Source organism: Streptomyces sp. NPDC054847, assembly GCF_053610925.1.
In genome coordinates this window covers 1-20342 of the sequence record NZ_JBSGZJ010000080.1, presented here as the reverse complement: position 1 = coordinate 20342, position 20342 = coordinate 1, and the positions used below count along the sequence as shown (strand labels likewise).

The 20342-nt window shown below is 70.5% G+C and carries 17 protein-coding genes; 11 read left to right on the top strand and 6 right to left on the bottom strand.

Annotation, left to right across the window (positions count from 1 at the left end):
* Positions 1-68: 68 nt before the first annotated feature.
* Positions 69-599, bottom strand: coding sequence for a TerD family protein (locus ACWGH4_RS11955; protein WP_453458945.1), 531 nt, complete (start codon positions 597-599; stop codon positions 69-71).
* 55 nt (positions 600-654) lie between these two features.
* A complete protein-coding gene (locus ACWGH4_RS11950; protein ID WP_453458943.1) occupies positions 655-1614 on the bottom strand; it encodes a DUF1152 domain-containing protein in 960 nt (319 codons plus the stop codon).
* Positions 1615-1760: 146 nt separating this feature from the next.
* Between ACWGH4_RS11950 and ACWGH4_RS11945 the strand changes: the two genes are divergently transcribed.
* Positions 1761-2366: a YdbC family protein gene (locus tag ACWGH4_RS11945; protein ID WP_005311059.1), complete on the top strand. Its 606-nt coding sequence runs from the start codon at positions 1761-1763 to the stop codon at positions 2364-2366.
* Here ACWGH4_RS11945 and ACWGH4_RS11940 read toward each other — a convergent pair whose 3' ends face one another.
* Positions 2367-3011, bottom strand: a complete 645-nt coding sequence (locus ACWGH4_RS11940; RefSeq protein ID WP_453458940.1) for a TetR/AcrR family transcriptional regulator — start codon at positions 3009-3011, stop codon at positions 2367-2369.
* Positions 3012-3100: 89 nt separating this feature from the next.
* Here ACWGH4_RS11940 and ACWGH4_RS11935 point away from each other — a divergent pair, with 89 nt between their 5' ends.
* From ACWGH4_RS11935 to ACWGH4_RS11925, 3 genes are read left to right on the top strand one after another with little or no spacing between them, the layout of a single operon-like run.
* Positions 3101-4711, top strand: coding sequence for an ABC-F family ATP-binding cassette domain-containing protein (locus tag ACWGH4_RS11935; RefSeq protein WP_453458937.1), 1611 nt, complete (start codon positions 3101-3103; stop codon positions 4709-4711).
* A 25-nt stretch (positions 4712-4736) separates the two neighbouring features.
* Complete coding sequence (locus tag ACWGH4_RS11930; RefSeq protein ID WP_453458934.1) at positions 4737-5396, top strand: histidine phosphatase family protein; 660 nt, start codon at positions 4737-4739, stop codon at positions 5394-5396.
* Positions 5397-5408: 12 nt separating this feature from the next.
* The gene (locus ACWGH4_RS11925) at positions 5409-6323 is read left to right on the top strand and encodes an ADP-ribosylglycohydrolase family protein (RefSeq protein ID WP_453458932.1); all 915 of its coding nucleotides are present in this window, start codon (positions 5409-5411) and stop codon (positions 6321-6323) included.
* A gap of 61 nt (positions 6324-6384) precedes the next feature.
* Here the strand turns inward: ACWGH4_RS11925 and ACWGH4_RS11920 are convergent, their stop codons facing one another.
* Positions 6385-7938, bottom strand: coding sequence for a DHA2 family efflux MFS transporter permease subunit (locus ACWGH4_RS11920; RefSeq protein ID WP_441266662.1), 1554 nt, complete (start codon positions 7936-7938; stop codon positions 6385-6387).
* 121 nt (positions 7939-8059) lie between these two features.
* On the opposite strand from ACWGH4_RS11920, the gene ACWGH4_RS11915 reads away from it, so the two are divergent.
* The 3 genes from ACWGH4_RS11915 to ACWGH4_RS11905 all read left to right on the top strand — a co-directional run bounded on the left by ACWGH4_RS11915 (position 8060) and on the right by ACWGH4_RS11905 (position 10165).
* The gene (locus ACWGH4_RS11915) at positions 8060-8707 is read left to right on the top strand and encodes a TetR/AcrR family transcriptional regulator (RefSeq protein WP_453458929.1); all 648 of its coding nucleotides are present in this window, start codon (positions 8060-8062) and stop codon (positions 8705-8707) included.
* A gap of 52 nt (positions 8708-8759) precedes the next feature.
* Positions 8760-9461, top strand: a complete 702-nt coding sequence (locus ACWGH4_RS11910) for a ribonuclease HII (RefSeq protein ID WP_441266660.1) — start codon at positions 8760-8762, stop codon at positions 9459-9461.
* 83 nt (positions 9462-9544) lie between these two features.
* The gene (locus ACWGH4_RS11905; RefSeq protein WP_441266659.1) at positions 9545-10165 is read left to right on the top strand and encodes a hypothetical protein; all 621 of its coding nucleotides are present in this window, start codon (positions 9545-9547) and stop codon (positions 10163-10165) included.
* 80 nt (positions 10166-10245) lie between these two features.
* On the opposite strand, the gene ACWGH4_RS11900 is transcribed toward ACWGH4_RS11905, so the two are convergent.
* Both ACWGH4_RS11900 and ACWGH4_RS11895 read right to left on the bottom strand, forming a co-directional pair.
* Complete coding sequence (locus ACWGH4_RS11900) at positions 10246-10875, bottom strand: hypothetical protein (RefSeq protein ID WP_441266658.1); 630 nt, start codon at positions 10873-10875, stop codon at positions 10246-10248.
* 218 nt (positions 10876-11093) lie between these two features.
* Entirely contained in the window at positions 11094-13265 is a 2172-nt protein-coding gene (locus ACWGH4_RS11895; protein ID WP_453458925.1) for a RecQ family ATP-dependent DNA helicase, read from the bottom strand.
* A gap of 110 nt (positions 13266-13375) precedes the next feature.
* Here ACWGH4_RS11895 and ACWGH4_RS11890 point away from each other — a divergent pair, with 110 nt between their 5' ends.
* The 4 genes from ACWGH4_RS11890 (at position 13376) to ACWGH4_RS11875 (ending at position 20192) form a co-directional block, all read left to right on the top strand.
* Positions 13376-14740: a DUF4192 domain-containing protein gene (locus ACWGH4_RS11890; RefSeq protein ID WP_453458922.1), complete on the top strand. Its 1365-nt coding sequence runs from the start codon at positions 13376-13378 to the stop codon at positions 14738-14740.
* A 288-nt stretch (positions 14741-15028) separates the two neighbouring features.
* The gene (locus ACWGH4_RS11885; protein WP_441266655.1) at positions 15029-15793 is read left to right on the top strand and encodes an NUDIX domain-containing protein; all 765 of its coding nucleotides are present in this window, start codon (positions 15029-15031) and stop codon (positions 15791-15793) included.
* Between the two features lie 1619 nt (positions 15794-17412).
* Complete coding sequence (locus tag ACWGH4_RS11880) at positions 17413-18300, top strand: FadR/GntR family transcriptional regulator (protein ID WP_453458919.1); 888 nt, start codon at positions 17413-17415, stop codon at positions 18298-18300.
* Between the two features lie 338 nt (positions 18301-18638).
* A complete protein-coding gene (locus ACWGH4_RS11875) occupies positions 18639-20192 on the top strand; it encodes an RNA polymerase sigma factor (protein WP_453458916.1) in 1554 nt (517 codons plus the stop codon).
* Positions 20193-20342: the final 150 nt, after the last annotated feature.

The following is a 20342-nucleotide window of genomic DNA, read 5'->3' as shown; positions in this document are numbered from 1 at the left end:
GTCCCCTTCTCCGTGCGCCCTTCGGTCCTGCCCTCCCCCTGCTCGCCCGTCGAACGGCGGACGCGTGCTCAGGGCGTGGGATCGCTCATGACCGTGACGAAGGTCTGAGGGTCCGCGTCGAAGCCGACGAGCGAGTCGCTGAACGCCCAGTCCCCCGACTCACCCCGGACGAACTCGCCGACCTTGGCCGCCGTGGAGCCGGCGACGGCCGTGAAGTCGTGCTGCCCGATCTCCTGGTGCCCCTCGAGGACCCGTACCGAGGCGTTCGCGACATCACCGAACACCGTGCGTCCGTTGCGCTGCTGGATCACCACGCCGAGGACGACACGGCCGTACTCCGCCGCCAGCCGGTCGAACTCCAGAGTCATGACCTCGTCGGCCCCGAAGCCCTGTCCCGTCTTGCTCTCCCTGGTCAGGGTGATCGTGCCGTCGGGCGAGCGGCTGTCGAAGTGCACGACGTACGCCGGCTCGCCGAACGGCGCTCGAGCGGGGTACGTCGCGGCCACGATGTCGAGGTCATGGGGCGGCTCTCCCAGCGGACTGGGATCCCACCTGAGGGTCACCTCCGCCTTCCGGACGCCCTTGTTGAGGCTGCTCACCGCTTTTTCCTTCCCCGTAACTGCCGGATGAATTGGGTTCGTTGACCGTATCCGCTCAGTGCGGGATGCGGCGAGGCGGCCGCTGGCGCACGACCTCGTCACGGAATTCCGCGATCTCACTGCTGACCTGGCGGATCAGCTGGGTGTGTTCGATCCGGTCCAGGTACAGGCAGCGCCGAGCTATCCCCTCGAGTTCGAAGACGAAACAGATCGACATCAGAGGGTTGATGAAGAGTTCGCTGCCCCGCGTGCGGGAGGTGAACTGCACATCGCCGAAAGCGCCCCGCACGGCGGCGGCTATGGAGCCGTTCACAATGCTGGGGTGATCAGGCGTCGTGGCCTGGGCATGGGCCACCGCGTCGAGGAAGAGGGCGCCTTCGCGGGTGTTGCGCGACACGGAGAACGCGCCGAGGTACGCGCCGTCGGTCTCGAGCGCCGCGATGTTCTCCAGCACGAGTCCATGGCTGACACCGTGGTACGCGTCGACACCGAAACCCACGGACACGACGAGACGTTCGGGTCCCCCGATGCCGCGCAGGGCGGCGACGCTGGTCATGTCTTCCTCGGGGGTGCCGAGACCCGATTCGTCACCGCGCATGAGGATGTCCGTGCCTCCGTCCACGAGCACGACCGCGTCGATGCCGTACCGCTCGATCAGTGCGCGGTATGCGGCACGCAGCGGCTGGACGCCCACGCGGGAGAGGGCGTGAACGGTGTCGGGATAGCCGTGGGTGGCGAGCCACCGGGCCAGTGAACGCTCAGGGAAATACACCTGATGCGGTGCCGTGTCAGGGCCGATCATCGCCACGTCGGGGGCGAGCCACGCATCCAGGGGCAGCCCCTCGGTGGCGCTGAACGTGAGGTTGGCCAGGTGGACTTCCTTGCCCTGGTGGTGCAGGGAGAGCGCGATCGGCAGGCCTGCGTACACGTCGAATCCGCCGCCGGCGCCGGCGACGAGGATGCGCTCGGCGGAGCGGAGGCGATGGAAGAGCGGGTTGGTGTGCAGGTCGGTCATGGCGATCATTGTGGGGGCCGGGGACGGCGTGCGGTACGGCGCGAACTCATCGGGCGCTCCGCCCCGTTCGACGTACCGACCGCAGCCGGGGGGCCGACTGGCGCGGAGAGTGACCGGCGCCACGTTCCGAGCCGTACGATGGCGCGGTGCTGGTCAAGTGGATTCGCTGCACCGTGGTGGACCGTCGAGGGTTCGAACGCGGGCAGCGGAAATGGGCGGGGCTGCCGGGTGAGCCAGGGTTCCGGGGACAGGGCGGAGGGTGGAGCAGACTACGGCCGAACGTGGCGCATGTCTTCGCCTTCTGGGAGACCCGGGCCTTCTACGACTCCTTCATGGCCCGCTCCCACGACCGGCTCGCGGCCGGGCAGTCGGGCACCTACAAGGACATCCAGGCCAAGCTCTTCGACTACCGCTTCGACGTCAAGACCGGCTTCGAGCCGCGGTTCACGGACGCCGACGTGGTCAGGGTGGCGCACTGCAAGGTGCGTGAGGACAGGGTCGAGCACTACTCCCTGATGCAGGAGAAAGTGTGGAACCCGGCCATGGCCGGGTCGCCAGGGATGGTGCGAGGCGTCTTCGGAGAAGCACCCGGCTGCGAGTTCCTGGTGATGTCGATGTGGTTGTCGTCGGCTGAGCACGGGAAATACCGCGACGAGCGTATAGAGCGTCTGCTGCTGCGCGCCCAGACGCAGACGGATGTCGTGGCACTGGCCGGTGACGTGGTGGAGCTCGAGCCGTCCTGGACGGTGTGATCAGCCGCCCGGGACCGTCCGTCCTGCTGTCCGCGCCGTGGCGAAGGCGCCTGCCCGGACCGCCGCGAGGACGGCGGCGGCCGACTGGTCGGCGAGCGCCGGATCCATCGGCTCGCGGGTGATGAAAAGCCTGAAGTACACCGGCGCGCTGACCGCACGGACGACGGCGCCCGCGTCGGTGCCGGCCGGTGCTTCCCCGCGTTCCACCGCCCGGTGCACGACTTTCTCGCAGCGGGAGAACCGCTCCGCGTAGAAGGCGTGCAGCGCTTCGGCGGCGCGTGGGGACTGGAAGGCGGCGGCGATGATCGCGGTGGGGGCGGCTGCCTGTCCCGGATCGGCGAAGGATTCGGCCACTTCGCGTGCCAGCGCCCGCAGATCTCCTTCAAGGCTCCCTGTGTCCGGGGGGCTCCAGTCGTCCTCGCCGGCGAGGTCGAGCGTGTCGGCCAGCAGGCCTTCGATGCCGCCCCAGCGCCGGTACAGGGTCGTCTTGTGCACGCCCGAGTGCTCGGCGACGTATTCGACGGTGAGGCCGGGGTAGCCGTGTTCGCCCAGGCCCGTGAGGACGGCGTCGCGGACGGCGGCCCGCGTGCGGGCGGTGCGACCTCCGGGGCGGAGCGTGCCGGGGGCGGATCCTGATCCAGTCAATTGCTACTCCCGTTGCGTTAGGTGACTCGAGTGTGCCACACTGCTCGTAACGCGACAACCGTTGCGTTAGATCTCCGCCGGAGGTGCCCATGCCCACTCAGATCTCCTTGCGCGGAGTGACCCTGTCCCGCGGCGACAGACTGCTCTTCGACGATGTCTCCCTGGCCGTGCGTCCGGGCGAGCGGATCGGCATCGTCGGGGAGAACGGCGCGGGGAAGTCGACCCTTCTCCGCCTGCTGGCCGGCGTCGAGCGGCCGGTCGACGGCGAGGTGGTCACCGTCACCGAGAACGGGACGGGGCATCTGGCCCAGACCCCCGAATTACCGCCCGGGAGCACGGTCGGTGAGGCCGTCGACGCCGCCCTGGCCGAACTGCGCTCCATGGAAGCGAGGCTGCGCGAACTCGAATCGGACCTCGGTTCGGCGGAGCAGGACGTCCTCGAGGAGTACGGGGACCTGCTCACAACCTTCGAGCTCCGCGGGGGATACGAAGCCGACGCCCGTGTCGACAAGGCCATGAACGGCCTGGGCATCGCCCACGTGGACCGCGAGCACATCCTCGGCACTCTGTCCGGCGGGGAACAGGCCCGGCTCGGCCTCGCCTGTCTCATCGCGGCGGCGCCCGAGGTGATGCTGCTCGACGAGCCGACGAACCACCTGGACGAGACAGCGCTCGACTGGCTGGAGAGCACGCTGCTCAGCCACACCGGGACGGTGATCGCCGTCTCGCACGACCGCACCTTCCTGGAGCGCGTCGCCACCGCGGTCATCGAGGTCGACGCCGACCGCTGCGCCGTCGTGCGCTACGGCGGCGGCTACGAGGGCTTCCGTGCCGAGCAGGCGGCCGCTCGCCGGCGCTGGGAGCAGGCGTACGAGGAGTGGACCGAGGAGGTGGCACGGCTCGAAGTCTTCGCGAACACCACGGCACACAGCGTCGCCGTAGGCCGGTCCATCAAGGACAACAACAAAATGGCCTACGACAGGGCCGGCGGGAGGGTCCAGGCCTCGGTCTCCGGTCGGATCCGCAACGCCCAGGAGCGGCTGCGCAGACTCCGGGAGGAGCCGGTGGCGAAGCCGCCGGAGCCGCTTCGGTTCACGGTGGGACCGTTGTCCGGCGCCGCCTCGGGCCGGCTCGTCACCCTGACCGGCGTGCGCGTCGGCGACAGGCTCTCGGTGGAGGGGCTCAGCGTCGCGGCCGGGCAGAAGATGTTGATCCACGGCGGTAACGGCGCCGGGAAATCCACCCTGCTCAGGGTCATGGCCGGCCTTGTCGTACCCGACACCGGATCTGTGACACGCAGGGGAAGAACCGGCTTCCTCGCCCAGGAGATTCCGGTGAACCGGCCCGCGGAGCCCCTGCTCGAGGTCTTCCGGCGGGGCCTCGCGCTCGCGGACGACGAGGCCGCGGAACTGCTGTTGTCCTACGGGCTCTTCCGCTCACGGGATCTGCACATCTCCGTCGGTTCCCTCTCCGCCGGGCAGCGCCGACGGCTGGCCCTCGCCAGGCTGCTGGCCCGGCCTGCGGACCTGCTCCTTCTCGACGAGCCGGCCAACCATCTCGCACTCGGCCTCGTCGAGGATCTGGAGGAGGCCCTGTCCCGGTGGACCGGTGCGCTGGTGGTCGTCTCCCACGACCGTCTGCTGCGCCGGCGGTTCGACGGGCAGGTCCGCCGCATGGCCTCGGGGCGGCTCCACGACTGAACGGATGTCGCCATAGGGTCTTGGTATGGCACGACCGCGACGTATCGTCCTCGTCCGGCACGGAGAATCGGTGGGCAACGCCGATGACACGGTGTACGAACGCGAGCCCGACCATGCCCTGAAGCTCACCGCGGCGGGTCTGGCACAGGCCGCGGAGACGGGGGCGCGGCTGCGGGACCTGTTCGGTCGTGAGCGGGTCAGCGTCTACGTCTCCCCGTACCGCCGCACCCATGAGACCTTCCAGGCGTTCGGGCTCGACCCGGAACTGGTGCGGGTCAGGGAAGAGCCGAGGCTGAGGGAGCAGGACTGGGGGAACTGGCAGGACCGGGAGGACGTCAGGCTCCAGAAGGCGTACCGCGACGCTTACGGCCACTTCTTCTACCGCTTCGCGCAGGGCGAGTCCGGGGCCGATGTGTACGACCGGGTGGGCGCCTTCCTGGAGAGCCTGCACCGGAGCTTCGAAGCCCCGGACCATCCGCCGAACGTCCTGCTGGTCACCCACGGACTGACCATGCGGCTGTTCTGCATGCGGTGGTTCCACTGGACCGTCGCGGAGTTCGAATCGCTGTCCAATCCGGGCAACGGCGAGACACGTACCCTGCAGCTCGGCGACGACGGCAAGTACCACCTTGACCGGCCCTTCGAGCAGTGGAGGGCCCCGGAACCGTACGGGGCCACCGGATAGAGTGGCAGGAAGATGACCGCTGAATCCGCATCCGACCCGCGCTTCGCACGCGCTCTGGACAGCCTGCGCGGCCTGTCCGTGGGAGACGCTCTGGGCTCCCAGTTCTTCGTTCCCTCAAACTATCCGCTGCTCAAGAGGCGCGAGCTGCCGCCGTCCGTCTGGCAGTGGACCGACGACACAGAGATGGCCTGCTCCGTCGTCGCTGTGCTCGTCGACCACCACCGTGTGGACCAGGACGCCCTCGCCCGGTCCTTCGCCGAACACCACGACTTCGACCGCGGCTACGGCCCTGCGGTCAACCGGCTCCTCCGGCTGGTCAGGGAGGGCGGCGACTGGCGGGAGCTGGCTGCTGCGCTGTTCAAGGGCCAGGGGTCGTGGGGCAACGGCTCCGCGATGCGGATCGCGCCCCTCGGCGCCTGGTACGCGGACGACCCCGAGCAGGCCACGCACCAGGCCGAGATCTCCTCGTATCCCACGCATCAGCACCGGGAGGCAGTGGTCGGCGCCATGGCCGTGGCCGCGGCGGCGGCGCTCGCCGCCGACCCCGCCGGCCCACCCGCGCCGGCGGACCTGCTGGACGGCGTGGTCGCCCTGGTGCCGCGCAGTGCGGTGGGCGCCGGACTGCGCCGGGCCCGGGACATGCTCGACTACGACGACGCCGGTACGGTCGCCGCGGTCCTGGGCTGCGGTCGGCGTACCAGCGCCCATGACACGGTGCCGTTCGCGCTCTGGTCCGCGGCGAGGTCGCTCGGCGACTTCGAGCACGCGTTCTGGACGACCGCCCAGGTCGGCGGCGATGTCGACACCACCTGCGCCATCGCCTGCGGAGTCGTCGCCGCGAGCAAGGGCGGACAGCCGCCGGCCCACTGGCTGGAGCAGACCGAGCAACTGCCCGGCTGGCTGCCCGGCGCCGGCCGGCTCGGCTGAGGCCGGAGCGCCCGGAAGCGGATACAGGCCGTCCCCCCGCGTACGGCCTGTATCCGGGGTGTCATGCGGCGTGGCCGCCGGGGCCCGCCGCTCCGCTGAGTGCTTCCAGATCGCTCTTGCGTACCCGCACCACGAGAACGGCTGTCACGACGGCGAGAGCGACCAGGCCCACCCCCGCCCAGAACGCGGTGGCGATGCCTTCGGCCAGCACCTGGTGACCCCACGGGGGCGGCAGCTCGTGGGTCCGCGCGAAGGCCTCCTGCTGGGCAGGCGTCGATTCCGCGAGGAACGACGGCATCTGGCGCTCCGCCTCTTCGCGGCCGGCCGTCCCGAAGACCGTCATGAGGATCGACAGGCCGAGCGAACCGCCAACCATCTGGGTGGCATTGAGCAGGCTGGAGGCCGCGCCCGACTCGTGCTGCGCCACGCCGGACACGGCGGTCAGCGTCGCTGTCACGAACACCAGACCCATGCCGAAGCCGAAGAGCAGCATCGGCCCCAGGACTCCGCCCAGGTAGGAACTGTCGGGGGATATGAGCGTCAGCCAGGCCATGCCGCTGCCTGTGAGGACCGCACCGGCGGTCAGGAAGGGCTTCGGGCCCAGCACCGGCAGCAGCTTCGTGGAGAGGCCGGCCGAGGTCATGATCGCCACCGTGACCGGGAGGAACGCGAGTCCGGACGTGATGGGGCTGTAGTCCAGCACGTTCTGCACGAACAGGACGATGAAGAAGAACATGCCGAACATCGCCGCCGCGAGGCTCATCATGATCAGATACGTGCCGGAACGGTTGCGGTCTGCGAACATCCGCAGCGGTGTGATCGGGTCACGGGTCTTGCGTTCGATCAACACGAATGCGGTCAGCAGCACCAGGGAGGCTGCGAACGCACCGAGCGTGAGCCCATCGCTCCAGCCGTCCTCCGAGGCCCTGATGAAGCCGTAGACGAGCGATGCCATGCCCGCGGTCGACGTGAGGGCGCCTGCCACGTCGAATCGGCCGGGGTTGCGCTCCGACTCGTTGATGAACACCGGCGCGAGAACGGCGATGAGGATACCGATGGGCAGGTTCACGTAGAAGACCCAGCGCCAGTCCAGCCACTCCGTGAGCATGCCTCCGGCCAGCAGCCCGATGGCGGCGCCGCTCGCGGAGACGGCCGCGAAGATGCCGAAGGCGCGATTGCGTTCCGGCCCCTCACGGAAGGTCGTGGTGATCAGGGCGAGCGCCGTGGGCGAGGCGATCGCACCACCGACGCCCTGCAGTGCGCGGGCCGCGAGCATCTGCCAGGGCTCCTGGGCGATGCCGCACAGCAGCGAGGCGAAGGTGAACAGCAGTACGCCGGAGACGAACACCCGGCGGCGGCCGAGGATGTCGCCCGCTCTGCCGCCGAGCAGCAGAAGTCCGCCGAAGGTGAGTGTGTAGGCGTTCACCACCCATGAGAGCTGGGTCGTGGTGAACTCGAGAGCCCCCTGGATGTGCGGGAGCGCGATATTCACAATCGTGGTGTCGAGGACCACCATGAGCTGCAGCGCTGCGATGACGGTGAGTGCGATGCCCGAGCGCCCCGGTCGGCGGGCAGTCCCCGGAGGGGCGGGTGCGGTTAACTGAGAGGTTGTCACTATGAGTCCCCCACGCATGAGTTAGTGAACGAAGCCGTTCACTTTCTCGTCAACCGTAGAGAGTCCCCGTCAGTGAACGCAAGCGTTCACTGAACCTCCCGTCCCCAACGGAGATATGAAGATGGCCACTTCGCGCTGGACCGGTGCCGCGGAGGTTCCGCCGGTCGCCCTGCGCCGACGAGGGCCCGTGCTGGAACGTGCGATCCTCGAAGCCGCCTTGGAGCAGCTCAGTACGGTCGGCTGGAGCGGGCTCACGATGGAGGGGGTGGCCGCCTCGGCGCAGACCGGCAAGGCGGCCGTCTACCGTCGCTGGCCCTCGAAGGAAGATCTTGTCGCCGACGCCCTCGAGGCGGGTCTGCCGAGCCTCGACGAGGCCACCGACCGCGGCAGCATCCGGGAGGACCTCCTCCACGTCTGCCGGCGGGTGCGTGACGCGATGTTCTCCCGCACCGGGATCGCGCTGCGCTCGGTGCTCTACGAATGCGACACCGTCACCGCGGAACGCTTCCAGAGCCTGATCAACACCAAGGTCATCGGGCCCTCCACCCAGCTCTTCCGCGAGGTGGTGCACCGTGGCGTCCGCCGTGGCGACGTGCGGGCGGACGCGGCCTGTGAGCTCGTCTTCGACGTGATCCCCGGCCTGCTGATGTACCGCTCCAAGATCTGTGGAAGCCACTGGCCGGACCGGGACCTCGCCGAGATGATCGACCAGGTCATGGTTCCGCTGCTGCGGCCCCACAGCTGTCCGCCGCCGCCCCGCGGAACGTGACCAGGAGCCGGGTGTCATCCGGCTGCCGGGGCGGCGTACCCTTGTTGGCGCCATGGCCTACGAACCACCTACCCACGCAGTCGAGCGCTCGATCCGGGCGACGACCGGCGCCAAGATCGTTGCCGGGATCGACGAAGTCGGCCGCGGAGCGTGGGCGGGACCGGTCACGGTCTGCGCGGCGGTCACCGGCCTGCGCCGGCCCCCCGTTGGCCTCACCGACTCCAAGCTGATCACCCCCAAGCGCCGGGCGGAGATGGCGGAGCTTCTGGAAGGCTGGGTCACGGCTCACGCCCTCGGTCACGCCTCCCCCGAGGAGATCGACGAACTGGGGATGACCGCGGCGCTCCGACTGGCCGCCGGCCGGGCCCTGGAAGCGCTGCCCGTACGCCCGGACGCCATCATCCTCGACGGCAAGCACGACTACCTCGGAGTGCCCTGGCAGGTGCGCACCGTGATCAAGGGCGACCAGTCCTGCGTGGCCGTGGCCGCTGCATCGGTGATCGCCAAGGTGCACAGGGACGCGATGATGGCGCAACTGCCGGACGAGTTCGCCGCGTTCGGCTTCGCCGACAACGCCGGCTATCCGTCGCCCGTGCACAAGGCCGCCCTCCGGGAGCTCGGACCCACCCCGTACCACCGGCTGTCCTGGGCCTATCTCGACTACCTGCCCCAATGGCGGCACCTCAAGAAGGTCCGGCTCTCGCCGGAGGCGGCCGAACTCGAAAGCGGGGGCCAGCTCGGCTTCGACTTCTGAACTCGCCCCGCCGTCAACATCCGTCACACGTTTTGTGCCACCCGCCGATGCCATCCGCAGCGGCGTTTGATAGACATCCACCCATGCCTCTCATTCCCGAGGAGCCTCACATTCACGAGAGCGCCCAGGGTCCCCGCGTCACTCCGGCCACAGGCCGCACCGCGCCGACCCCCCGTCCCGTCCCCGGTCCGCGTTCCGCGGCCTCGCCGCGTCCCGGTCACCCGGGCCCCGGCCCGTCCCGGCCCGCCCCGCCCGCGCAGCGTGCGACCGGCGCTGCCGGCAAGCCGAAGCCGTCACGGCCGGAGAATCGTTCCGCGCCGCAGGTCCAGCTTGTCCCCGCCCCGGCAGGTGGCGCGCTGGACGCCGCCGACGAGGCGGTCGACCTGCTGCTCGACTCCGGTCGCGCCCCCGGCGACGTCTTGGTGTTCACCACCGGCGACCAGCACCCGTGGGCCGCTCACGAGCTGTCGTTCGGCGAGGACGCCTACTGGGCCCAGCACGATTCCCGCGACGATGTCTTCTACGCGGACGCGTCGTCCGTGGAGCGCGCCGCGGCACGCCCCGTGGTCGTTGTCGCCGTCAATGGCGGCACGGACGACACCACCGCCCGCGCGTTGCCGGCCGCGATGGAAAGGGCTTCGGCGCTTCTCATCGTGTGCGGTGACCCGGAGCGGATCAACGCCGTGCTCGGCGCGGGCGTCTGATCCGCACCGGCGGAACGGGCCGCAAGGCCCGGTCGTGACCCGGCTGCCCAAAGTGCCTGGGCAGCCGGTGGATGACACCTTCAGCGGGCCGCCGTGCGCCGGAGCGCGTCCACGGCGCCCCCTGCGGTACGCAGCGGTGCATGGTCGCTGTCGGTCCCGGCGTCTGCCAGACGACCGGGTGAGGACGTCGAGTTGGGGTGCCGGCCGCCCCGGCCCTCACCCAGCACCTGCCAACCGCCGCGCGTCAGCGTGATGTACGCGCCGCAGCGAAGGCCGTGCAGCGTGCAGGCGTCCCGCAGGCCCCACATCCAGGCCCCGTCCTCCTCCGTCCAACGCTCGTCGCCCTCACGGCAGTAGAGCAGCACGGCGGTGCGCACCGGCGTACGCCGACGGAGATCGTGGGGGATCACGCGGCGCAGGTGGGCCAGCAGCGCGTTGCGGAACTCCCAGCCGTCCGCCGGGACGGCACGCCGGGTGAACGACGCGCTGGCCGCGAGCCGTTCCTCGTGATCGAGCACGGCGACGACAGCCGTCGCCGGGGCGGGACGGTGTCGCGCATGCAGTCCGCCGACGACCTCGCGCGGGTTGCGCAGCAGCGGGATTCCGGCCGCTGCCCACTCGGCCGGTTCGAGCAACCGGGCAAGGCGGTTGGCGGAGTTGGCCGATGCGGTGATCGAAGTGGCTGCGGACGAAGCGAATCCGAAGGTCACGGTCCTCCCTTCGCATACGCGCCCACAGTGCGGGCAGGGTCGGGTGAGGGCGCGCCGCGGCATGGCCCTACGGGACCGCTTACGGGCCGTGCGGGGAGCAGTCCAATTCTTCCTGGCGCATGGGAATGCGGCAACGAGCAATTCGGCACGACCGGCTGAAATCGACGGGTATGACTCTCATATCCCTTCCCCTGTCTGCCACCGGTGACCCCTCCGCATCAGGACTGGACGGCAAGGACCAGCGGAAACACGCCCTGCGCGCCCGCTCTGCGCAGCAACCGCGACGCCACGGCCAGGGTCCAGCCGCTCTCCGAGTAGTCGTCCACCAGGAGAACAGGGCCGTCCGCGGCGGCCAGGGCCTCGGCCAGCTGCGGCGGCACGACGAGCGTCTCGTGCAGCGCCCGCACCCGCTGCGCGCTGTTGGTGCGTGAAACGTGTGCCTCCAGTGCCTCCGGCACGTACTCGACGGTGCCGAGCAGGGGCATCCTGCCGACCTGCCCGATACGGCTGCCGAGTGAGCCGATCAGACGGGGCCTGGTGCGGGAGGCGATCGTCACCACGCCCACGGGCCGGGCCGGCGCGTCCACAGCCCCGGAGGCCCAGCCGCCGGGGCCCTTGGCCCAGTCGGCGAGCACGGTCACGACCGCGTCGGCCATGTCGTCGGGAACGGGGCCGTCCGGTGCCTGCGGGGCGAACATCGGGCGCAGTCGGTTCCCCCAGCCGATGTCCGAAAGACGCCCCAGCGCGCGGCCGGTGAAGGACTGTTCGCTCTCCGGGATCCGGCCCTTGAGGCTGACGCCGACGGCGGTCAGTCCGGTCGGCCACATCTTGCGGGACTCGACGTCGACGCCCGGCCTGCCGAGCTCCCCACGTGCCGCGTCCAGTGCTCCCGCCGACACCTTGTCGCTGAATCGCGCTCCGGAGCAGTTGTCGCAGCGGCCGCAGGGCGTCGCCTCCTCGTCGTCGAGCTGGCGCCTCAGAAACTCCATCCGGCAGCCGGTGGAGCGGGCGTACTCGCGCATCGCCTGCTGCTCGGCCGCGCGCTGCCTGGCCACCCACGCATAGCGTTCCGCGTCGTAGGACCACGGCTGGCCCGTCGTCGTCCAGCCGCCCTTGACCCGGCGCACGGCGCCGTCCACGTCGAGCACCTTGAGCATCGTTTCGAGCCGTGTGCGCCGTAGTTCCACCAAGGGCTCCAGCGCGGGCAGGGACAGCGGCCTGTCCGCCTGCGCCAGCACATCGAGAGTGCGCCGCACAAGTTCCTCGGGAGGGAAGGCGACGGACGCGAAGTACTGCCAGATCGACTCGTCCTCCTTGCCCGGCAGAAGCAGCACCTCCGCATGCTCCACGCCACGGCCGGCGCGACCCACCTGCTGGTAGTAGGCGATGGGCGACGAGGGGGAGCCGAGGTGCACGACGAAGCCGAGGTCCGGCTTGTCGAAGCCCATCCCAAGCGCCGAGGTCGCAATCAGCGCCTTCACGCGGTTGGCGAGCAGGTCCTCCTCCGCCTGCTGGCGGTCCACGTTCTCCGTGCGTCCGGTGTACGAGGTCACGGTGTGACCGCACTGGCGCAGGTACGCGGTCACCTCCTCGGCGGCGGCGACCGTCAGCGTGTAGATGATGCCGGAACCCGGCAGCTCGCCGAGATGGTCGGCCAGCCAGGCAAGACGGCTGGCCGCGTCCGGGAGCTGCAGCACACCGAGACTCAGGCTCTCCCGGTCCAGCGGGCCGCGCAGCACCAAGGCGTCCGTGCCCGCGCCTGTGCCGAGCTGCTCCGCGACGTCCGCCGTGACCCTGGCATTGGCGGTGGCGGTCGTCGCGAGGACGGGGACGCCGGCGGGAAGCTCGGCGAGCATGGTGCGCAGCCTGCGGTAGTCGGGCCGGAAATCATGGCCCCAGTCCGAGATGCAGTGGGCTTCGTCCACCACGAGCAGTCCGGTCGCGGCCGAGAGCCGGGGCAGCACGTGATCGCGGAAGTCGGGGTTGTTCAGCCGCTCCGGGCTCACGAGCAGAACATCCACCTCACCCGCGGCGACCTCGGACTGGATCGTCTCCCATTCCTCGGTGTTCGACGAGTTGATCGACCGGGCGCGGATCCCGGCCCGGGCCGCCGCCTCCACCTGGTTGCGCATGAGCGCGAGCAGGGGAGAGACGATCACCGTGGGGCCGCTGCCGCGGGCCCGGAGCAGGGCAGTAGCGACGAAGTAGACCGCGGACTTTCCCCATCCGGTCCGCTGGACGACCAGCGCACGGCGCTTGTCGGCGACAAGGGCCTCAATGGCCCGCCACTGGTCCTCGCGCAGCCGGGCACGGCCGGAGGTGTCGGAGACGAGCCGTGCCAGTACGGAATCGGCGGAAGCCCGAAGCTCCACGCGGTCTGCGTTGGTCATGCACCCATGCAACCCGATGACACCGACAAAGCGCGAACGAGCCCATGACCTGTGGACAACTTTATCCACAGGGGTCGCGGCGGGTCGGGCCGGCGCGGGACCGTCAGGGCATGAACAAGCACTACGACCTCACCGGATCAGGCCCCGACCAGCAGATCACCCTGCGCGGGCCTGGCGAACTCGCCGACGCGCTTCCGTACATGATGGGCTTCCACCCGACCGATTCGATCGTGCTCGTCGCCCTGCACGGCAGCAACGGACGCTTCGGCGGGCGGCTGCGGCTCGGCATTCCGCGTGCGCCACGGGAATGGGAGCCCGTTGCGGCGCAACTCGCGGAGTGTCTGATCCGGGGCAGCGGTCGCCGCGGCCCACGGCCCGACGGAATCGTCGTCTTCCTGTGCCAGGACCCGGTCGGCGACGAGACGGGTGACCGGGTGATGGAGCGCCTGCGCCCGCTCGCGCAGCGGCTGCGCACCGCCTGTGGAGGCCTCGACGTACCTGTGTACGAGGCACTGTGCATTTCCGACGGTCGTTTCTGGTCCTACTGCTGTCCTGACGCCCGCTGCTGCCCGCCCGACGGCACGCCCCTCGCTCTGCCGGGCACGTCGGTCATGGCCGCCGCGGCCGCGTACGCGGGTGTCCGGGTGCGCGGAAGCCTGCGCGACATGGAGCGGCGGTTCGCCCCGCAGCCCGGACCGGCGACGGAGAAGCAGGTGCGAGCCCTGGACGCCGCAGGTGCCGCACTGACCTCCAGGATTCTCGACGCGCAGGGTCGGCAGGAGGTCGCCGAAGAGACCATCGCGCTGGCACGCCTTCTGCTGGAACGGATGGCGGAAGCCCCTCGCGCCGACGTTGATCCCGCTGCCGACGCCGAGGACGACCGGCTCGTTTCGGACGACGAAGCCGCCGCGGTGATCCTCGGCCTCCAGGACCGGGAGACGAGGGACCGGGCAGCGCAATGGATGGAAGGGGAGGAAGCGGCTCCGGCCCTGCGTCTCTGGCGTGTTCTGTCGAGGCGCTGCGCCGGGCCCTACACGGAGCACGCCGCGGCGACCCTCACCCTCGCCGGATGGGTGTCCTGGTCCGTCGGCGACGAGCCAGGCGCACGTGTGGCACTGGGGCTCGCCCTCCGTGCAGACCCTGAGTACGTCTTCGCACGCCTGCTGCACCAGGCGTGCAACGAAGGGCTGGACCCGGAGACGGTGCGCCGTTGCCTGCGGAGTCAACGCGACGTCACCTCGCAGGGGACACCGTCGGCACCCTGCGCCGACGCGCACCGCACTCCGGCCGGTCGGCGGCGGCGCGGCGGGCCTGTCCGGCCGTCCGCCGCCGAGCCTGACCAGGCCGTTTTGCACCGCACGCACCCTCGGAGTGGTGCCGCGTCCAGCCGCCCACGCCACGGTGCAGCGGCCGCTCGTGCTCGTACACGTGCCGCACGGCGCAGTGGGCAGCGCGGTGCGAGGAGCGGACGATGACCGCGTGCCGGTGGCGTGGCCGACGGCTTGCAGCCCAGCGGTTGTCGGCGGCCCTTTGGTCCGGCAACGGGCACGATCGAGCAGTCCGCGCGGGTCCACAGCGTCCGGCGACGGTCGAGCATCCGCAGCGGGCCCGAGCCGGCCGGCACCCGTCGAGCAGGCCGCAGGCGGGCTCCACTTGGGCGGTGGGGGCCCTATGACGGTGGACTTCCGGAGTCGGGCCGAAAACGTCGGGGCACAGGCTGGGAAGGGTGTGTTTATCGTCAGGCAGACGACTATGATCGCGGCATGTCGCCCTACGACCCGTCGGCCTTCCCGCCCTTTGCCGTCACTGTCGACCTGGTCGTGCTCACCGTGCGTCGGCATGCGCTCTGTGCCCTCGTCGTACGCCGAGGCGAGCCGCCGTTCCAGGGACGGTGGGCGCTGCCCGGAGGCTTCGTCAGAGGCGATGAGGACCTGGCGGCGGCGGCCGCCCGCGAACTGGCCGAGGAAACGGGACTGTGCGCGCACGACCCCGCCTCACCGGGATCGGCCAACGGCGCCCACCTTGAACAGCTCGCCACATACGGCGACCCCAAGCGCGATCCACGGATGCGGGTGGTGAGCGTCGCGCACCTCGTGCTCGCCCCGGACCTGCCGGCGCCCCGTGCCGGCGGCGACGCGAACAGCGCCCGTTGGGCGCCGGTCGAGGAACTCCTCGCCCGGGACACCGCTTTCGCCAGGGAGGACGAACAGCAGGCGCCGCTGGCCTTCGACCACGCGGTGATCCTGGCGGACGGCGTGGAGCGGGCCCGTTCCAAGATCGAGTACTCGTCCCTGGCCACGGCGTTCTGCCCACCGGAGTTCACCGTCGGAGAGCTGCGGAGGGTGTACGAAGCGGTGTGGGGCGTCGCCCTCGACCCCCGCAACTTCCACCGCAAGGTCACTGGTACGCCGGGCTTCCTGGTCCCGGCCGGCGGCACGACCACCCGGCAGGGCGGCCGGCCCGCCCAGCTTTTCCGGGCCGGCGGCGCCACGATTCTGAACCCGCCGATGCTGCGGCCCGAGGTCTGACCTCGGGCGGGGCCGGCACGCAGTTGCCCCGCATGCACGGTTCCGGCAGGGCAGGGCAGGGCAGGGCAGGGCAGGGCTATCGCCGGGCATGCCATGAGCGCCCGCGGGAATCAGCGCCCGGGCTCCGCGAGCCCGCCCGGGGGCAGCCGCGCCTGGAAACACCCTCCGGTGAGCTCTTGGCCGTGGGCGAGGCCAGGTGCGGGCTTTGCCCCGGGGGCGAGGCCCGAGGCGCGGCAGGTCCAAGGCGTGGCCCCAGTGCGGCCCGGTTCCGGGCGCGGGCGACACCCGGCCCGGCGGACCCGGCCAGGGGCCGATGTCCCGCCCCGGCCGACCCCCGACCCGGGCCGACCCCCGATCCGGGCCTACCCCGACCGGGCCGACCTCCGACCCGGGCCCTGCGCCCAGGGCCGACGCCCGCTCCTGGCTGACCTCCGTCCCGACCCCGACCCCCGGCCCAGGGGCCACCCTCCGGTCCGGTCCGAGTCGCGGGCCGACGTCCGGTCCCGTCCGGTCCCGCCCCCGGCCCCAGCCAGCCCTCCACCTGGGCCGACGCCCGGCCGTGGCCGAGCCCCTCCCGGCTGGCCCCGGCCGGTCCCTCCGCTCCCCGGCCCCGGCCGATCCCCGCCGCCGCCACCACCCTCACCCCCACCCCCACCCCCGCCGTTCCCCGGACGCAGCAGCTGGTGCGCAGTTTCCCCGGTGGCCGCTGCGCTACGAGCTCCGCCCGCTCCTCGGTGTCCGGACCTCTCCGCTGATTGCTCTGGCCGCGCTTGCCGCCTCGCTCGCCGTGTGCCTCGTGCTCGCCCGGACCGGCGCGACCACGGTGAAGTCGCACACCGTCGCCGCCTGGCCCGGTTTCCTGCCGCTGCCTCCGGCGGCCTTCGAGGGCCGGGCTGATCGGTGCGCGCCTTCGGTGAGGAGTTCCGTTACCCCGCTCTCGCGTCCGCGCGGGGCACGGTGCCCCGCGCGGCTGGGACTGCTTCTGGCCAAGCTCGGTGTGACGGCGGCGGCCGCCGTCACGCTCGCGGAGCTCGTGGTGCCCTCGATGTGCAGGCGCTCCGGCTGGTGTCGGGCCGGAATCGGTGGCGCTGCCGCCCGACTGGCCTGCGCCGGCGGCCGGTTGGTGCGCACTCTGTGTCGGATGCGCATGGTGGGGCCTGCTCGCCGCGGGGGTACTCAGGGTCACCGCCGCCGGAGTCGCCGCGGTTCTCGCCGTGCCGGTCCACGTGGCGCCCCTCGCACACAAGGTGCTCGTCGTACCGGCAGTCCGTTCGATAGCCGGACCGTCCGGCAGGCTCCGGGAGCCTGCCTGGGTCGAGCTTCCTCAGCAGGCGGATCGCCGGCTGATCGCAGCGATGCGGTTGCCGGCGCAACCCGTGGGCGTCGCGCTGATGTTGTCGTTGGTGGCCCTGATCTGCGCATATGTGTTCACCGGCCTTCGCCGGAGGGCGTTTTGGTGATCAACGGCGACCGGCTGTCCGTGAACTGCCCGCAACGTCTAGGGGAATGCCCGTTTCTTTCCGATAAGGCGTCAATTGCGGGGTGAGCGCCGATCACCCTTTCGTGTGCTTTTCACCAAAGACCTCAAGGGGCTCGGAAGCTGAGCCGACAAAGGATGCGTGAGTACCCTTGCGCACACCATGATGCCCCCCGCCCGCCCCGCCGAGACCGGTCTGGCCGGCCCGGGGGAACTCGACCGTTACGGCTACGGGGAGTCGCCCGCGGCCGATCGCGTCGCTCCTCCCGCCTGGGAAGCGGCCGACACCGAGTTGGGCCGGGTGGGCCGCCGTACGGCAGGCAGCCGCGGTCGCGGCCTGCACGGCCAACTCGTCCAGCAGCTCGGCCAGATGATCGTCTCGGGCGATCTCGGGGCCGACCGTCCGCTCGTCCCCGAGGAGATCGGCCAGCGCTTCGAGGTCTCCCGCACGGTCGTGCGCGAGTCTCTGCGTGTCCTCGAGGCGAAGGGGCTGGTCAGTGCCCGCCCCAATGTCGGCACCCGGGTCCGGCCCGTCAGTGACTGGAACCTTCTCGACCCCGACATCATCGAGTGGCGCGCCTTCGGCCCGCAGCGTGACGACCAGCGCCGTGAGCTGAGCGAGCTGCGTTGGACGATCGAGCCGCTGGCGGCCCGGCTCGCCGCCGGTCACGGCCGCGAGGACGTCCAGCAGCGTCTCGGCGACATGGTCGAGATCATGGGCCACGCCCTGGCTCAGGGTGACGGCCTTACCTTTTCGCGCGCCGACGCCGAATTCCACTCCCTGCTCATCCAGCTCGCGGGCAACCGCATGCTCGAGCACCTGTCGGGCATCGTCTCGGCCGCGCTCCAGGTGTCCGGCGGCCCGGTCGCGGGCTGTGATCGCCCGACCGAGGCGTCCCTGTCGCACCACGCCCACATCGCGGAAGCCCTCGCCTCCGGGGATGCCCACGCCGCCGAGTCCGCCATGCGCCGGCTGCTCACCGTTCACCCGGAAGGGGAGCGAGTGGTCCCCGCGCCGCGTGAGCACTGACCGCGTCGGCGGTCGGCGAGTGCGACGGTGTTCGGGCTGCATGTCGCCGGATTCCCAGGGGGTCCGGCGACTCGCACTGCACTGATCGCACCACTTCGACCGTAAAGCGGCATTTGGGGTGTGACTCGGGCCACGTGGATTGGGCGTAACACTCCTCGAGACAGCGCGATGACCTAAGAGGTGACAGCCGAGGAGGGAATACAGCCGCCGTACATGGCGCTGTGACAGCTCCTTGGTTTTGCCCGCGCCACCGGCACATCCGCAGCCCGGTGGTCGTCGGCTCCGGCCCGATCATGGGTGGGGCCGGAAGCCGTTTCCATCGTTCCGAGAGGTTGTTCGTGTCGGCCAGCACATCCCGTACGCTCCCGCCGGAGATCGCCGAGTCCGAGTCTGTGATGGCGCTCATCGAGCGGGGAAAGGCTGATGGGCAGATCGCCGGCGATGACGTGCGTCGTGCCTTCGAAGCTGACCAGATTCCGCCAACCCAGTGGAAGAATGTTCTGCGCAGCCTCAATCAGATCCTCGAGGAAGAGGGTGTGACGCTGATGGTCAGTGCAGCGGAGTCGCCGAAGCGCGCCCGCAAGAGCGTCGCAGCGAAGAGCCCGGCAAAGCGCACCGCCACCAAGACCGTCGCCGCCAAGACCACCACGGCGAAGACCGTGGCGGCCACCGCGGCTCCGACGGCCGAGACCGTCGAGGTCCCGGCCGACGAGTCCTCGGAGACCGCGCCCACGAAGAAGGCGGCCGCCAAGAAGGCGACGGCCAAGAAGACGGTGGCGAAGAAGACCACCGCCAAGAAGACGGCGGCGAAGAAGACCACCGCCAAGAAGGACAGCGACGACGCCGAGGGCGAGGAGCTGCTCGACGAGGCCCAGCCCGCGGGCAAGGGCGACGAGGAAGAGCCCGAAGGCGAGAGCAAGGGCTTCGTCCTCTCCGACGACGACGAGGACGACGCGCCCGCGCAGCAGGTCGCGGTCGCCGGTGCCACCGCCGACCCGGTCAAGGACTACCTGAAGCAGATCGGCAAGGTCCCCCTGCTCAACGCCGAGCAGGAGGTTGAGCTCGCCAAGCGCATCGAGGCCGGTCTGTTCGCCGAGGACAAGCTGGCGAACTCGGACAAGCTGGCCCCGAAGCTCAAGCGCGAGCTCGAGATCATCGCCGAGGACGGCCGTCGCGCCAAGAACCACCTGCTGGAGGCCAACCTCCGGCTGGTTGTTTCGCTGGCCAAGCGCTACACGGGCCGCGGCATGCTCTTCCTGGACCTGATCCAGGAGGGCAACCTCGGTCTGATCCGCGCGGTCGAGAAGTTCGACTACACCAAGGGCTACAAGTTCTCCACGTACGCCACCTGGTGGATCCGTCAGGCGATCACACGCGCCATGGCCGACCAGGCCCGCACCATCCGTATCCCGGTGCACATGGTCGAGGTCATTAACAAGCTCGCGCGCGTCCAGCGCCAGATGCTCCAGGACCTGGGCCGTGAGCCCACCCCGGAGGAGCTGGCCAAGGAGCTCGACATGACCCCCGAGAAGGTCATCGAGGTCCAGAAGTACGGCCGTGAGCCGATCTCGCTGCACACCCCGCTCGGTGAGGACGGCGACAGCGAGTTCGGTGACCTGATCGAGGACTCCGAGGCGGTCGTCCCGGCCGACGCGGTCAGCTTCACCCTCCTGCAGGAGCAGCTCCACTCGGTGCTCGACACCCTGTCCGAGCGTGAGGCGGGCGTGGTGTCCATGCGCTTCGGTCTCACGGACGGCCAGCCGAAGACCCTGGACGAGATCGGCAAGGTCTACGGCGTGACGCGAGAGCGCATCCGGCAGATCGAGTCCAAGACGATGTCCAAGCTGCGTCACCCGTCGCGTTCGCAGGTCCTGCGCGACTACCTCGACTAGGCCGCACCTGATCGAGGCGCGGGACACGCGCGCCGAACGGCTTGGAAGGGCCCGGATCCCCATGGGGGCGCCGGGCCCTTCGGCGTGGCGCGAGGGTGCGCGAGACGTCCGATTGGACGACTCTGGGTGGGATCGGATTCACGCAGAGTC

What these genes read in the sequence shown, in the direction of transcription:
- ACWGH4_RS11925 (WP_453458932.1), top strand. Translation starts at nt 5,409, where the DNA reads ATGACCGCTGAATCCGCATCCGACCCGCGCTTCGCACGCGCTCTGGAC.
- ACWGH4_RS11910 (WP_441266660.1), top strand. Translation starts at nt 8,760, where the DNA reads ATGGCCTACGAACCACCTACCCACGCAGTCGAGCGCTCGATCCGGGCG.
- ACWGH4_RS11930 (WP_453458934.1), top strand. Translation starts at nt 4,737, where the DNA reads ATGGCACGACCGCGACGTATCGTCCTCGTCCGGCACGGAGAATCGGTG.
- ACWGH4_RS11895 (WP_453458925.1), bottom strand. Translation starts at nt 13,265, where the DNA reads ATGACCAACGCAGACCGCGTGGAGCTTCGGGCTTCCGCCGATTCCGTA.
- ACWGH4_RS11915 (WP_453458929.1), top strand. Translation starts at nt 8,060, where the DNA reads ATGGCCACTTCGCGCTGGACCGGTGCCGCGGAGGTTCCGCCGGTCGCC.
- ACWGH4_RS11905 (WP_441266659.1), top strand. Translation starts at nt 9,545, where the DNA reads ATGCCTCTCATTCCCGAGGAGCCTCACATTCACGAGAGCGCCCAGGGT.
- ACWGH4_RS11935 (WP_453458937.1), top strand. Translation starts at nt 3,101, where the DNA reads ATGCCCACTCAGATCTCCTTGCGCGGAGTGACCCTGTCCCGCGGCGAC.
- ACWGH4_RS11890 (WP_453458922.1), top strand. Translation starts at nt 13,376, where the DNA reads ATGAACAAGCACTACGACCTCACCGGATCAGGCCCCGACCAGCAGATC.
- ACWGH4_RS11950 (WP_453458943.1), bottom strand. Translation starts at nt 1,614, where the DNA reads ATGACCGACCTGCACACCAACCCGCTCTTCCATCGCCTCCGCTCCGCC.
- ACWGH4_RS11885 (WP_441266655.1), top strand. Translation starts at nt 15,029, where the DNA reads ATGTCGCCCTACGACCCGTCGGCCTTCCCGCCCTTTGCCGTCACTGTC.